The sequence below is a fragment of the Candidatus Chloroploca asiatica genome (assembly GCF_002532075.1).
In the GTDB taxonomy this organism is placed as follows: Bacteria; Chloroflexota; Chloroflexia; order Chloroflexales; family Chloroflexaceae; genus Chloroploca; species Chloroploca asiatica.
The window spans coordinates 14,632-28,573 of sequence record NZ_LYXE01000163.1 but is presented as its reverse complement, the minus strand read 5'-3'; the positions used below and the strand labels follow the sequence as shown (position 1 = coordinate 28,573).

General features: G+C 57.8%; 7 protein-coding genes. 3 read left to right on the top strand and 4 right to left on the bottom strand.

Annotation, left to right across the window (positions count from 1 at the left end):
• On the bottom strand, positions 1-242 hold a 242-nt coding region (locus tag A9Q02_RS19660; protein WP_216361562.1), incomplete at its 3' end, for a hypothetical protein.
• Positions 243-410: 168 nt separating this feature from the next.
• Between A9Q02_RS19660 and A9Q02_RS19655 the strand changes: the two genes are divergently transcribed.
• Together A9Q02_RS19655 and A9Q02_RS19650 are read left to right on the top strand one after the other, a co-directional pair.
• Positions 411-743 (top strand): hypothetical protein, encoded by a 333-nt coding sequence (locus tag A9Q02_RS19655; protein ID WP_141509077.1) that lies wholly within the window; start codon positions 411-413, stop codon positions 741-743.
• A gap of 81 nt (positions 744-824) precedes the next feature.
• A complete protein-coding gene (locus A9Q02_RS19650; RefSeq protein WP_097654778.1) occupies positions 825-1,772 on the top strand; it encodes a DUF4351 domain-containing protein in 948 nt (315 codons plus the stop codon).
• A gap of 337 nt (positions 1,773-2,109) precedes the next feature.
• Here the strand turns inward: A9Q02_RS19650 and A9Q02_RS19645 are convergent, their stop codons facing one another.
• The 3 genes from A9Q02_RS19645 to A9Q02_RS23920 form a co-directional block, all read right to left on the bottom strand.
• On the bottom strand, positions 2,110-3,576 hold the full coding sequence (locus tag A9Q02_RS19645; RefSeq protein WP_172451173.1) for a PKD domain-containing protein: 1,467 nt from the start codon (positions 3,574-3,576) through the stop codon (positions 2,110-2,112).
• Positions 3,577-3,840: 264 nt separating this feature from the next.
• Positions 3,841-12,747: a CARDB domain-containing protein gene (locus A9Q02_RS19640; RefSeq protein ID WP_141509075.1), complete on the bottom strand. Its 8,907-nt coding sequence runs from the start codon at positions 12,745-12,747 to the stop codon at positions 3,841-3,843.
• Positions 12,744-13,163 (bottom strand): hypothetical protein, encoded by a 420-nt coding sequence (locus A9Q02_RS23920; protein WP_141509073.1) that lies wholly within the window; start codon positions 13,161-13,163, stop codon positions 12,744-12,746. The genes A9Q02_RS19640 and A9Q02_RS23920 overlap by 4 nt, the downstream gene beginning before the upstream one ends.
• Positions 13,164-13,402: 239 nt before the next feature.
• Between A9Q02_RS23920 and A9Q02_RS23915 the strand changes: the two genes are divergently transcribed.
• The gene (locus tag A9Q02_RS23915) at positions 13,403-13,933 is read left to right on the top strand and encodes a hypothetical protein (RefSeq protein WP_141509071.1); all 531 of its coding nucleotides are present in this window, start codon (positions 13,403-13,405) and stop codon (positions 13,931-13,933) included.
• The last annotated feature ends 9 nt before the right edge of the window (positions 13,934-13,942 follow it).

Genomic DNA, 13,942 nt, shown 5'->3' with positions numbered 1-13,942 from the left:
TGGCGGGCGCGATAGGGCGATGGCATGGCGGGTTGCGGTTGAGGCGTGGCTGGTTCAGGCTCCAGGGCGCGTTGCTGATCGAGCGGTGCGGCTTCGAGCTCAGCGTGGGCAGTCCGGGATCGGCGCGGGGTCGGTTGCCGAGTGCGCTGCTTGGCGGCAACGACCAGCAGGGCAACGATGCCTGCTACGACGATGACCACGGCAGCGATGGGAAAGCCAAGAACGATCAAGGATTGATCCATATGCTACCCCAGATGAGAAAGAGATTGCACGACGCCTCGCTCCGTTTCTGAGCATAGCATGAAGCCATTACCAGGGGCGAACCAGCGTTTGTCGATCCGATGAAGGCTGCGTGTTGCCAAAGCATCGTGATGCACGCATCGACGCACCGGTACATGGAGCCTCATCGCTTGCTCCGCATGGAGCTGCATGCTCACGCCCCACGCAGGGCGTTTTGCCAGCCTGAACAGCCAGTGCCACTGGCTGTTCAGGCTGGCAATGTAGGGCGATTGCATCTTGCGTTCGAGGGGCCGCTCTGCGCACCGATCACGCGCATCCGCCCAGACCGTCGGCGTCAACGCCTCGGCGACGCTGGGCAAAGTCGGCCTTCGTCGGCTGAATCAGGCCACGAAGGTGGCCTTCGCTCCCCACGAGCCGCGCCGTTGACGGCGACGGAAGAAGATGCAACAGCCTTGAGTCTGCCACGCGACCGTCCTTGCCCGCGCACGATGGGTGTGGTATGATACGTATCGTACATACGTTCTTTTCTTGCTCGTTGCGGGTTCACCAGCACGTGACGGGCGTTGTTCCCACTGAGGTTCGCGATGGCGCTCGATCATGATGGCATCTTCAAGCAGTTGCTGAGCACCTTTCTCGTCGAGTTTCTCGACCTCTTTGCCCCGGATATTCTCGCGCTGCTTGACCCTGACACGCTGACCATGCTCGCACCCGAGTCATTCGTCGACTTGCTCGATCCTGACCGCCGCACCGCTGATCTCGTTGTCCAGGCGCAGGGGCGTGAGGGCGTGGCGACCTTCCTGCTTCACCTGGAGCATCAGGCTCAGCGCGATGCTCAGTTGCCGCGCCGGATGTTTCGCTATTTCGCCCGGTTCTATGACCGGTACGACCAACCCATCTATCCGATTGCGCTCTGTTCGTATCCTAGCCCGCGTCGGTTGGCCCCCGACCGGCATCAGGTCACGCTTGGCACCCATGAGGTGCTTCGGTTCCAGTACCTCATGATACAATTGAACCAGTTGGACTGGCGCACCTATCTGCGCAGCACGAATCCGCTGGCGGCCGCGTTGATGGCGCGCATGCGGATCGCCCGTGAGGAACGCTGGCAGGTCAAAGCAGCGTGTTTGCGCATGCTGGCGGGCTTCTCAGTGACGGCGGCCCAACGGCGGATGCTCGCGGCCTTTGTCAGCATCTATCTCCCGCTCAATGTTGAGGAGACGCGTCGGTTTGAGGCGGAAGTTGCCACGTGGCAGACACCAATCCAGGAGGCGGTCGTGGAACTGATCACAGAATGGGAATTGAAGGGGCGAGAAGAAGGGCGCGAAGAGGGGCGGGAAGAAGGGCGGCAAGAGGAACGCCAGGCGTTAATCCTCCGTTTGCTCGAGCGCAAAGTGGGGCGTCTCTCTGAAGTCACCATGCGTGAGGTCTTGGCCTTGACACCCGAGCAGTTACTGACCTTAAGTGAGGCTTTGCTGGAGTTTGGCCCGCTTAGCGATCTGACCGACTGGCTTGTTCAGCAGAAGTCTGACGCATAACGTCTCCTGGGAGGACGAGTGAGGCCAGAAGGTAACGGTCGCCCTTCTGCGCACGGGCTCGTTCCAGGTGTCGTGTGTTTGGGGTTCGCAACGTGCTCCGTCAGCCCCAGCGTCAACCTCGTACGCAACCCCAACGTCGAACCCTGCAACCCCGGCGTTACCCCCAAAGCCAGCCCCTGCGCCCGTGACGCAGGGGTACCACGCAGGGGCCAACGCTGCGGCTCGCGCAGCCCAGCGAGGCGTTTTCTCGCATCAGGACGCGGTGCAGGCGTGGGCGATCTGCGGCGTGTCTGCGCCCACAGCGTCATCCAGCCCCTCCCCGGTGGCGCGTGCGGGATTATCGCATCATTGCAGGTAAGTATAGCCGGTGCTTGATCTGGCTCGATCCTTCCTGAACTTGTAACGATCTTTCCTCGACTGAACTTAAGCCATCGCTTGTGTAAACTGTTAGTCTGACCAGGTAGTTGCCAGCCGATGGAAAGGTGTGGATGGGATTTTGCAACGTGCTTGTCTGATCGTCACCAAACTCCCACAACCAGTGGGTAGCTCCATCTGGTGGCTCGAAGGTGAAATGGACAGTCAGACTATTGGTTTCAGATGGTGTAGCAGTAAAGATCGGTAGTGCAGGTCTAACACGGACTTGCTGGGTCGTGCTATCCGAGTCATACAATCCGCTCACATGAAGTGTTACTGTGTAAATACCGGGCATCACGTAGGTATGCATTGGATGTCGCTGGGTGCTGGTGCCGCCATCACCAAAGGCCCATGTGCGCGTGGTGATCGTGCCGGTCGAGGTGTCGGTGAACTGCACCACGAGCGGGGCCACCCCCTCGGTGGGGGTCGCCGTGAAGGCCGCCACAGGGGCGGGAGGCGTGACCGTGATGGCATTTGGGCGGGTGATGGTGTGCTGGCCGCCGGGCCCATCCACGGTGAGGGTCACGGTGTAACTCCCGGGGGTGGTGTAGCGATGGGCGGGATTCGGTGCGGTGCTCATCCCGCCATCACCAAAGGCCCACGTGCGGGCGGTGATCGTGCCGGTCGAGGTGTCGGTGAACTGCACCACGAGCGGGGCCACCCCCTCGGTGGGGGTCGCCGTGAAGGCCGCCACGGGGGGCGGAGGTGTGACCGTGATAGCGTTTGGGCGGGTGATGGTGTGCTGGCCGCCGGGCCCATCCACGGTGAGCGTGACGGTGTAACTACCGGGGGTGGTGTAGCGATGGGCGGGATTCGGCGCGGTGCTGGTACCACCATCACCAAAAGCCCACGTGTGGGCGGTAATCGTGCCGGTCGAGGTGTCGGTGAATTGCACCACGAGTGGGGCCACCCCCTCGGTGGGCACGGCGGTGAAGGCCGCCACAGGGGCGGGAGGCGTGACGGTGATGGCGTTTGGGCGGGTGGTGGTGTGCTGGCCGCCCGGCCCATCCACGGTGAGGGTCACGGTGTAACTCCCGGGGGTGGTGTAGCGATGGGCGGGATTCGGCGCGGTGCTCGTCCCGCCGTCGCCAAAGGCCCACGTGCGCGTGGTGATCGTGCCGGTCGAGGTGTCGGTGAATTGCACCAGCAGCGGGGCCACCCCCTCGGTGGGCACGGCGGTGAAGGCGGCGACGGGGGGCGGATTTCCACCAGTGGCTGAAAGATCGACGCGCACTGATTGCCAACTATTGACCCAGCTGAAGGTGGGTGTGGCACTTGCGGCAATACTATTGACATAGAAACTCACTGGCTCGTTATTGCGCATCCCCGGTGTGGTCTGATCGCCTAACGTGTCTTCGCCATAGATGTACATCAGGGCATAGATCCCCATGGTGTCTACTGTGATGCAGCCAACAGTGTCTCCTCGGGGGCTACGTGCTTCGATGATTGTGCCAGCAGCAGCTGGGACGCCATTTAACTGTACGTTGCCATAGGTGAAGGTAAAATATTGTGTCGGTGCCACAGGTGGGCATGTTAGTGATGAAGACGCGATCCCTGGGGATGACATGACGAGCCATCCCCAGGCAACCAAGGCAATCACGAGCAAATCGGCCGCCCCAATCAAGCACCAGCGACATATCTTCATAGCACACTCCTACCGGCGGATGAGGGGGAGATAGAGCAACGTCCGGTCGGGTGTCGTCATCTCCAGGTTCAGCCGACGTGTGAACTGATCGTTCTGCCAGATCAGCGGTTCATTGAGTTCGATAGTCACACCGTCGACGCGCAGGTGGATGGGTTCACCGTCCAAGAAGCCGGGCAAACCATCGGCTGTACTGTCGGCACCAAAGATGGTGAGGAAGCCATATTGTCCGGCTTTCGTCACAGTGAAACAGCCTGCCATATCGCCACGCGGTGTGTATGCTTCGACGCGGCTGCCAACCATAGCTGCGGCACCATCAATTGTGAGCTTGCCATAGATCGCGGTGAAGTATGGCGTCGGTTCCACACCGCCGCAGTGAACTGTGATCGGGCCGTCCGCTCCTATCATTGGAGAAGGGTCATCTATGGTGGCGGCAGTTGTTGTTGGGTAAACGAGGGTTGCAGCACTGCTGAGGTGTACGAGATACCCCTGGCCAGGCACAAGTTCCTGCAGGGTGCTGAACTCTGGCTCAGCCGGATCATAGATACGTCCCTGCCCATCCGCTACTTGCAGCAACTGGTCGTTGATGCTTGCGAGCGTAGTGGTGACGGGTTGTCTGGCTGTAGGCAAATAGCCGACCCAGTTTAGCCCACGTTCCAGCGTGATGGGTGTATCAGCCGACAATGGGATGCCCTCGACCACAAGGTTGACGCTGGCACCGCCCGTAATGCGCGTGTAGTAGGCTTTGCCTGGGGTAATCTCTTTCAGCGATTGGAAGCCTGGGGGCAAATTGCAGTCGTAGATTCCCCGCGCCCCAAGTACAAGACAATATTTACCAGCGATCGAGCGAAACACGATGTCCAGGAGAGGTACCGGCGGGGTCATCCGGGTCGATACCAGATTCCAATTTGGCCGTAGCAGCGTATACTGCGACTGGGTAATGCCTGCTGCCAGATCGATGCGCGTGCGTGTCTTGTTGTCTTGCCATGTGAACTGGGGTGTCGGCACTGCCATGGCTCCATTGACACGGAAGACGACTGGTTCACCAGGGCGCATCCCTGGGATCACCGGAGTACCAGTGGCATCCTCGCCATAGACGGACATAAAGCCGTACTGCCCTGTGCTCTCAACGACAAAGCACCCAACCACTTCGCCGCGTGGAGTTTCTGCCGTAATGACGGTTCCGGCTGGTGCGGGTTGTCCGGCTACAGTGACATTGCCAAAGGCCACGGACCAGGAGGGGGTTGGCGTGACCTGGCAAGTCACGGTCTGCCTTTGTGTCAACTCTTCCAGCGCAACCTCATTGATCAGTGCGCCCGTAGCTGCTCCGTCTGCGCGACGCACCGCTACTACGATTGAGCCATCAGCGTAGCTTTCTCTGGGCAGATCGACGCGCTGGTCATTGCGTTGTCCCGCTACCAGCGTGAAATCGCCACTGAGTGGGATGTCGTCGATCCAGATCTGCTGCACACGGTTGTTGCCGCTACCCAGGAAGAAACTAAAATGGACTCGATATGCTTTGTTGGGATCAAGCGCATCGAAGCGATAGCGTACTTCATTGCCTGACTGGTTTTCGCGTAGGCTGCGGTAGGGCAGCGTGCCCCACGGTGTCTGCGCTACGCCGTCGAGCCAGCCGTAGGCACGCGCACCGGTGGGGTAGCGCACATCACTGGCTCCACCAGCATCGGCATAACGGTAATCCACATCCACGAGTGCGATCTGATTGACGATAGCCCCGCCACTGCCATCCACGGTAACAGCGACTTCGATGCTACGGTCAGCGTAGAGCGCTGGGTCGAGCAGCAGCGAGAGATTCTGCACCTCGCCGCTGCCGAGGTCAACCGGGCCGGCGATCTCAATACCGTCGACGCTGACGCGCTGCTGACGTCCGGCGTTCTGGCCGCACTCATAGAGCACCAGGTCGAGGTGGTAGAAATGACCGGGCAGCAGATGATCGAACCGATAGACAACTCGCCCTGATGGATCACGGCGGTAGTATTGATGCGGGGCCTCACCGCAATTTCCTGTCTCGTCAGGCTCACCTCGGTCGACTGCCCCATAGCCCTGTGCTGAGCTATAGACCGTGTCACCTGCCCTGCCACTATCAATGTCAAGCGGGGAAGCAAAGCCGACATAGACATCGAGCCAGCGGTCATTATTGCTCTTATCCGACTCGTTGACTTGAGCATCCCGATCGGCACGCAAGAAGAGACGGTGCATCCCTGGCTCCTCAGGCGTCCAGGTAAAACTCACCGTGTGCGTAGCCTCTCCCTCCACCGAGGCGACAGTCTGCGCTTGAAGGGGAAGCCCGCCTCCATCCGGATTATCGCGATAGAGCGCCACCGCCTGTGTCCCGGCAGCTGTCTGGCCGTGATTCGCCAGGGTCGCAACGATCTCGACAGGCTCACCCGCCATTGGCTCTGCGTTTGAAAGGTTGAATGCCGTAAAGCTCAAATCAGGACGGGTAAGGATAGGGATACCTGCCGAAGCGGTATTGTTGGTCTTGTCCGTCTCGACAACACGGTTGTAGGGATCCACTACAGCGGTGATTGTGACCAGCCCGGTGAAACCGAGCGTGTTCCAATCTAAGATTGTCGGGATACTGCTACCTGCCGAAACATTGGGTACGAACGTGCTGCCAATGTACATGTCCCCCCAGAGTTTTGTGTAGGCATAGAAAGCAACTGTCACCGATCCACTGTCCTGAGAACCTAGATTAGTTAGCGTCGTCTGTACAGGGATCATGTCACCTTCCGTGAAAGAAGGTGACCCAACTTGCTGTACACCAACCGCAATAACCGGACCACCTAAGCCTTCTGGTATCAGATCGATCATTGGTTCTATGGTAATGTTGGCATCATAAAGTTTCACGTCTATATCTGGTGCTACAAAGATGCGTAGGGGAATATCAACCATTCCACTTTTCTGTGCGAGAAAAGCAGAGAGGGCATTGGCAATATTACCTGTTGTCACATGTTTTGGTAACGTTGTATTTACGCTGCCAATCCAGTCAAGTGATCCATCAGCACCAACATCAACGGCAATGCTGACATTCTGCTGCCCACTTCCACCGAAGGCTAGTTCAAGGGTCGCTTCTGTAACGGTGCCCGCATTCATACGAAGGGTGCGTTGCTTGCTTCCAGCCGTAGTGATGTGAAGGTTACTGATCAATACCTGCCCCGGCTGACTCAATGTCACCCTAACTGGCACATCGAGAGATCCAGTTACAGGAGCACCTTGACTAGCCCAATAAGCGTTGAAAGCAGTCGCAAGGTTGGGGCTATTATTGGTACTGATATTGGCAACGGTTCCCTCCCATTCATTACTCCCATTAGCACCGATATCGAGCGCAAAACTGGCATTGGTAGGCAAGCCACTGACAAGAGCCTGCAGCGTAGCTGTGCTAAACATACCCGCACCGACACGCAACGTAGTGGCCTGGCTTGCCGAACCAGAGAAGATGAGGCGGCGGCCATATTGTACCTGGTAGGTTTTGCTGACTGGCACAGGTTCGGGCAGGTTGAGACGTCCAGTGGTGTACGGCGCGGCTTCGGTCTGCTCAGCAACATAGCAATTTATCTTGACTGGAGTGCCACCAGCATCTGCATAGCCAGTAGCACTTGTGCAGTACTCAACGCGGATCCGACCAAGTCCTCCTGCCCCTCCATTCATCCTGGCAGCACCTCCAAGCACGGATATACGCTGTGTATTTAAAGTCAAGTTATCTCCTCGGATCAAAACTGATCCGCCAGATCCACCTCCAGCCCCCCATTTGTTCCCTCCACCTTGTCCACCATTCGCCTGTATCAAACCACTAATAGATAATGTCCGGGCAGATAGCACTACTATGCCACCCCCCCCGCCACCCCCCCCGATGGAATTGCCTGGATTATCGTTTGAACCACCACCACCACCACCAAACACTATATTTGTTAGTTCAGCGTTGCCAGCAACATAGCCACCGACTCCAATACCACCCGCAGTGCTGTTACCACCTGCAGTTCCGTTTCCTCCACCACCACCGGTTCCATAATTCCCAACTTGAGGATTTCCTGAACCTGCAGCTCCCCCATTGCCATTCGGGTAATGAGAATTGCAGTCCGCAATACCGGGAGTACCCTCACCAGCGTGTCCACACCCATAATTGTCATTATAGACGGCATCACCCTGACCACCACGGAAACCAGCACCACTGCCCCCTGATGGGAAGCCATCAGATGCGGTTGCACCATTCCCTCCATTAGCAACAACTCCCCCAGAAATTGTCATTGCCTCATTACACATCACGGCAAATATTCCACCTGAACTCCCATTCCAACCATACAACGGCGTCACTGTGCCCGTCACATTGCATGTCGAATACTGCGGCACACGTAGCACTTGGGCACGGTTATTTCCGCCGCTGGCATAATTGCACTTCAGCGGCTTCTCCAATTGAATTGCTGCCGTGCCCCCTACATAATCAGCCCCTACATAATCAGAGACCGCCTTGTTCATTTCCCAGCAACCAGCGCCTGCCCCCTGGGCCTGGTGAATCAGTACGGCGTCGCCAGGATTGATGCGCCAGCCAGCGTAAACGTCGGTCACGTTGATGCTTGTCGCGCCAGCGCTACCACTGTTAACAACGGCGATACCAAAGCCGTTATTGTTATCCAAATTGCCGCTGCCTGGCATGGCACCATCACGGCCATCGCCAAACATATCGTATGATGCTGTCCCTGCGCCAAAGTCAGTGGCGTATTTGCCTACACCGTAGAGCGTACTATAGTCCTGAGCGTACACTCTGACCGGGTGCAAGCTCTCTGGTGCTGGCCCAAGCGAGTGCGTGAACGGCACCCAATAGCCTTGGCTTAGAGGCCCCTGAACCGCTACTTGTACATCTAATGGGCGTTGCAAGCCTCCAGGGATGTCACCGCTTATTGCCCTCACGGTGCCTTGTATACGTATCGCCAGTATTGGTTGATCGGGATCACTTGTCCTGACAGTGACCACCTGATCATATGGCCCTACGGGAAGTTCAGCGGTGCGAAGGATTAACTCGTAATAACCTAGGTCGGCTGTATCCACAACTTCAGGGCGTGAGCCAAGACTAAGGCCGGGCGCAGATGTGAGATAAGCCTGGAGTGAGCCAGTACCGACGTTTGCCAATGCTAAACGATGTTTAAGCAACGTGCCTTGTGATACTTCACCGAAATCCCAGGTTAGCCTGGTCTCATCCGTAGCCACTTTGGGCGATGGATCAGCCTGGAAACTGGAAAGCGGACGAGCTGCACTGTCGATGATGTTGTTCTCGCTGTCGGTCCAGAAGGCGATGAGTAGGTTGTCGCCGTCTGGGTTGTAGTCGGCGGAGAATTCGGTGACCGACCAGGCTGCGGCAAAGGTCGTCGGTCCGGCGGGAAGGTCGAGCGTATATGATTTCTCTAACACCAACGTGCCATCGGAAACGAAATTCAGGTGTAGGTGACCGTTCTGGATGGTGGCGGGGTGCGGGTTGTAAACAACCAGGTTTGTGGTATTGGTGCCATCAGTGATGAAGGATGCTGTAGAGACAATCTTCAGTTCCAGACCTTCAAGCATGGCATCGATGTGTGGTACCAGGCTGTCGCCCAGCGCGGGAAGTTGTACTGGCGTCACAAAGCGATGGCTGCCCTGGGGGTCGCTGTAGCTGACCACGATCACGGGTGGTATGAAAGGTTCGCTGTTGATGGTGTAGGTGAAGGTGTCCCGCGATGTGAGTGCCTGTACGCTGAAGCGGGCACCGGCATCGATGGTGCCGGTGTTGAAGCCGACTTGTACGCCATGCGCTACGTCCAGGGGCAGTGGCGCACGATAACTGCCGCCCAGTTGCAGCACGCCGCTGGCACCTGCACCATCGTTCCATGCCACGGCGGTGCTGCCTGTGCCGACCACGCCCGGCGTCTGCGCTGTGAAGGTTAAGGTGCGGTCGACAGCGCCGCTGTACTCGCCGGCGGCATAGGGGCGGGCGCGACTGGCACCCCAGTTGCTTAGGTCGGGTGCCTTGATGATGCTGCCCACCGTCACCTTGTTGCCCGGACGCACCTTGCCGTTGCCGCCCACCGTGTTGTTGCCGATGGTGGTCGTCTCGTCAGGCGAGTACATCACGGCGTCAATGCCGTAGGCGTCGAACGTGCCGGTGTTCTCCAGTGCCAGCTTGACCGTGGCGATGTTGCCGCTACGTTCAACCACGTAACCAGCCAGCACCTCGGGCTGCGGGTGGATCTCTGGTCGCAGATGGGCATCGCTACAGCGGGGTCGATCATCATGATTCGCAGGCAACGAGCAATAGTAACGAAACTCGGCGCGATCATTGTAGCCGTCGCGGTCGCTGTCCCGGTTGAAACGGAAAAGGATACCGGAACCAGCGCGGGAGGGCAACTGGTGGAGGGGTGTGTCGCCTGCGTCTGCCTGGGTCAGATAAACATTCCACCAGGCGATGTCGGAGAGATAGTGTTCGTGCCAGGTCGGCGCATTGATGCCATTGAACTCGGGTGTCCACAGGCTGTTAAGATTGCCGTCAACGTCTTCAGCGTGGGGGAAATAGCGCATGAGCACATCCTGGACGCTCTCGGCACCCCAGGTGGGGATGACATACTGGTCAACCGTCTCATCGCCGTCTTCCACCCCATCCTCGATAAAGACCGTGACGCCGCCGTTGATGGCGTCGGTGTAGAAAAGTTCATCGGCGCCGAAGCTGTAGCTCTCCACCTTGACCGTCAATCGTTCGCCCAGGTCGATGCGCTTCATCTGCTCCAGGCTGAGCGGGATCGCATTGGAGGCAAATGTCCGAGTGCTGACTACGCCCGGCGGCGTGTTCGGCCCCACCGGGAAAAGGTTCTCCAACTTACCGTCGGCGAACTGCTGCCACGCCGGATAGGAGATAGTGGGTAGCTTGTCATCGCCGATGTAGATGTTGACGACCAGGTTGGAGAGTTCGCGGGCGTACTCCGTGCCGGCGTTGCGCACCGAATAACGGAAGGTCAGGTCCGCGGCGTGGCTGGAATCGACCGCCCAGGCCGTGCTCCAGTTCTGGCCGGAGGTGAATGCCTCGCCTTCGCTGATGGTATGTTCTTCGTAGACCTCGTGGGTGGTAGTCTGCGCGCCGCCCCAGGATTTGCCGCTGGTGCGGGTTTCGGTGAGACGGGGTTGGGAGATGGCATAAGATATGTCCTGTAGGCCGCGGGACAGGAGTTGACCTTGTTGGTTGATGGCATACTGGACGCCATCAAGTGAATTCACTACTCCTTGCATATCGATATTATTATTGTTTTGAACAACTATTGAAGCACTTGCATTTGAACTTGAAATCGATGTAGATGATGAAGATGTATATTGTGGTGGATATTGAGATGAACCATTCTGAGATTCAACCGCATCTTTTGCCGTCAGATCGGCCCATCCTCCATCGGTTGAATGCTCTGACCAGGTTTCTAGTAGAGCCCCTCCTATATAGCCAGCACCTGCCCCAGCAATACAGCCAAGAGGCCCACCAACTGTGCATCCGATCCAAAATCCTGCCACAGCTCCGCTCTTGGAGGCATCGCCAACAACATCCTTTACGATATTGCCGCCCACTACCTTTGTTGCACCCCAAGTTCGACACTTTAGAGATCCAACCGGCGTGCATTCTTGGATCGCTTGGGATTCAAGTCCATACCTTGCGAGAGGTGTCTCAATCGCCTCTGACACCTCCTCCCACTCATTCCACGTCACCGTATTGGCAATACTCGTACTCTGCCCGCGCGTGACGGCTGTCTCGTAGGAATTGGTCGTCTCGACCATTTCCCCTTGCGAGGTCGTGATCGTCGTCACCCGTTCTACTGTCCACGAGTTAGCCTCAACCGTGACTTCAGGCACTGGAAATGCGGCCACAAATGGGCTATCCCCTGGCGACAGCACCCAGTTGGGCATGGGGGCCTTGATAAAGTTCCAGTACTCGACCGCCGGATAGCTGCCATAGCCGCAGTTGGTCGGCGCACCGGGGCAGTAGGTGACGCCAAAGAGTTCCTGGCCGTCGTCGAATTTGTCGTTGTCGGTGCTCTCGTAGGGAACGCGCGTGCCCACCATAAAGACTTCGGCGTAGTCCGGGATGGTGTCGAAATCGCCGTCGTTGCAGACCTTCACGCCAGTGCCGTCGCGGTTGTTGAAATTGGGCCAGGCATTGGGTGGGCCAAAGGGCGGGCCGTAGCCCCAACGCACGTTACGGGGCTGGGTCACGTCGATCAGTGCAGACACTTCCTGGCCGTCTGTGTAGCCCTGGGCATCGCCATCACTGTTCGCATTCAACGGATCCGTACACCACCACCCCTCCTCCGTATTCGTCAACCCGTCACCATCGTCGTCGAGACTGGGCAATGTAGAGAGCGCAGTGCGCTGTTCGGGACTCAGTTGTTGCACGGCGGTGCGTAGCGGCAGCAACTCTGGCGATGTGGGGCTTTCCCGTGTACTCAACATTGCTAGTGGTGAGTCAATGGCAACCCGGGTGCGTTGTACGCGATTGCTCAATGGACGCAGACTGCCGATCAGCCACGGTTTTTGTTCGGTACCTGCATGGAGGAGGTCTCCATATGCAGTGCTGTTCGTAGGTTGAAAGCGCAAGCGTGCCAGATCTGCCAGTTGCTCGTAGTCAACCAGCACAATCGCGTTCACATCGTGATGGGCCAGTATCGTGACGCCGAGCGTCTCCAAGCGTGCCCATTGCGCTGGGGTTTGCACCGTGATCTCGGTGCGAAAGAGCACATCATGAGGTGCAAGCAGGTTGCTACGAATACCGCCGCCAATCGAGGACATCCTGCCGCTGGTTTTTTGATATGCATCCACCAATGGTACCAGTGATGTGATTACCATCGCCATGGCAAGCATGAGCGAAACAGAACGAAGCAAAAGATGATGGCGCGTCATACAATTCCTCCCAGAAAACGAAGAGTTGGCTCCAGGCGACGGCATACTTCCAGCAAAGCTCTGCCTATTCGATCCAAATCTGGCGTATAGGGTTTGCAGGCAGGCTTGAGCAGGCTGAGACCGGGTGGTGAAATCCCTACCAGATAGGTCGCATAGCTCGTAGAGGTCGAGTTATGTTGATTAAAAAAAAGATCGCCGTTCAGTTGACGACGATCCCAATCGACCTGGTTATGTTTTGAATAGCTTACGTGGTCACTATTGCAAATAGAGGTGGCTATGTAGTGGAAGATCTTGAACGGCTGATGGTCGGAGTGGCTATGCGGCGGTGGAGGCGAATACAGATACTGCAATGCACAACTCAAGAACGGCCTGTTATAACAGCCCTGTGGAGCAATGCGGTCAAAACGGATCTGCATCGTGTGCCTCGTGGCAGAGTAGGACTATGCATTGCTTCGCAGTGGCTACACAGGAGTATTCATGGATGTTAGGAAGGTAAACTGTGTCATGGCATACTTTGCCATCTACGTAGCTATCATGACATACTAAAAAAGATGAATCTCATAGTTCAAAAGTATATCATGTTCGTGTGCGTATATCAAGTGAGAAAATTAAACCGTAGTATTCACTTTGTTATTTCACCCAGCGTCAACCTCGTATGCAACCCCAACGTCGAGCCCTGCAACCCCGGTGTTGGCCTCTGCGTGGTACCCCTGCGCCCGTGACGCAGGGGTACCACGCAGGGGCCAACGCTGCGGCTCGCGCCGCCCAGCGAGGCGTTGCATCGCATCAGGACGCGGTGCAGGGGTGGGCGATCTGCGGCGTGTTTGCGCCCGCAGCGTCATCCAGCCCCTCCTCGGTGGCGCGTGCGGTGCGTGGGGTGGGTGGGCGCGTGAGTGGTGATCATCGGGTTATCCCGTCGCCTGCGCTGATGACGGTGCTCGCCATCGCCTGCGCTGACGGTGCCCCTGGGTCAGCGGCGCGTGGCTGTGGTCGCGATGATCACTCGCTGCCTGCCGAGGCGCTGCGTCAGGGTGGGGGCGAGGTTTCCCTGGCGCACCCACCGGGCTACGGACGTGGTGGGGACAGGGCGTGCGGGATGGACAGGGCCAGGATGGGGCGTGCGTTGGTGGTGATCCCGCAACCATGTGCCAAAACCCAAGAGTCAAACGGGGTAGATGGGTACTGATAGGATGAA

Excerpts from the sequence above, each read along its gene's own strand:
- A9Q02_RS19650 (WP_097654778.1), top strand. The coding sequence starts at position 825 with ATGGCGCTCGATCATGATGGCATCTTCAAGCAGTTGCTGAGCACCTTT.
- A9Q02_RS19645 (WP_172451173.1), bottom strand. The coding sequence starts at position 3,576 with ATGGGGATCTATGCCCTGATGTACATCTATGGCGAAGACACGTTAGGC.
- A9Q02_RS19640 (WP_141509075.1), bottom strand. The coding sequence starts at position 12,747 with ATGACGCGCCATCATCTTTTGCTTCGTTCTGTTTCGCTCATGCTTGCC.
- A9Q02_RS23920 (WP_141509073.1), bottom strand. The coding sequence starts at position 13,163 with ATGCAGATCCGTTTTGACCGCATTGCTCCACAGGGCTGTTATAACAGG.
- A9Q02_RS23915 (WP_141509071.1), top strand. The coding sequence starts at position 13,403 with ATGCAACCCCAACGTCGAGCCCTGCAACCCCGGTGTTGGCCTCTGCGT.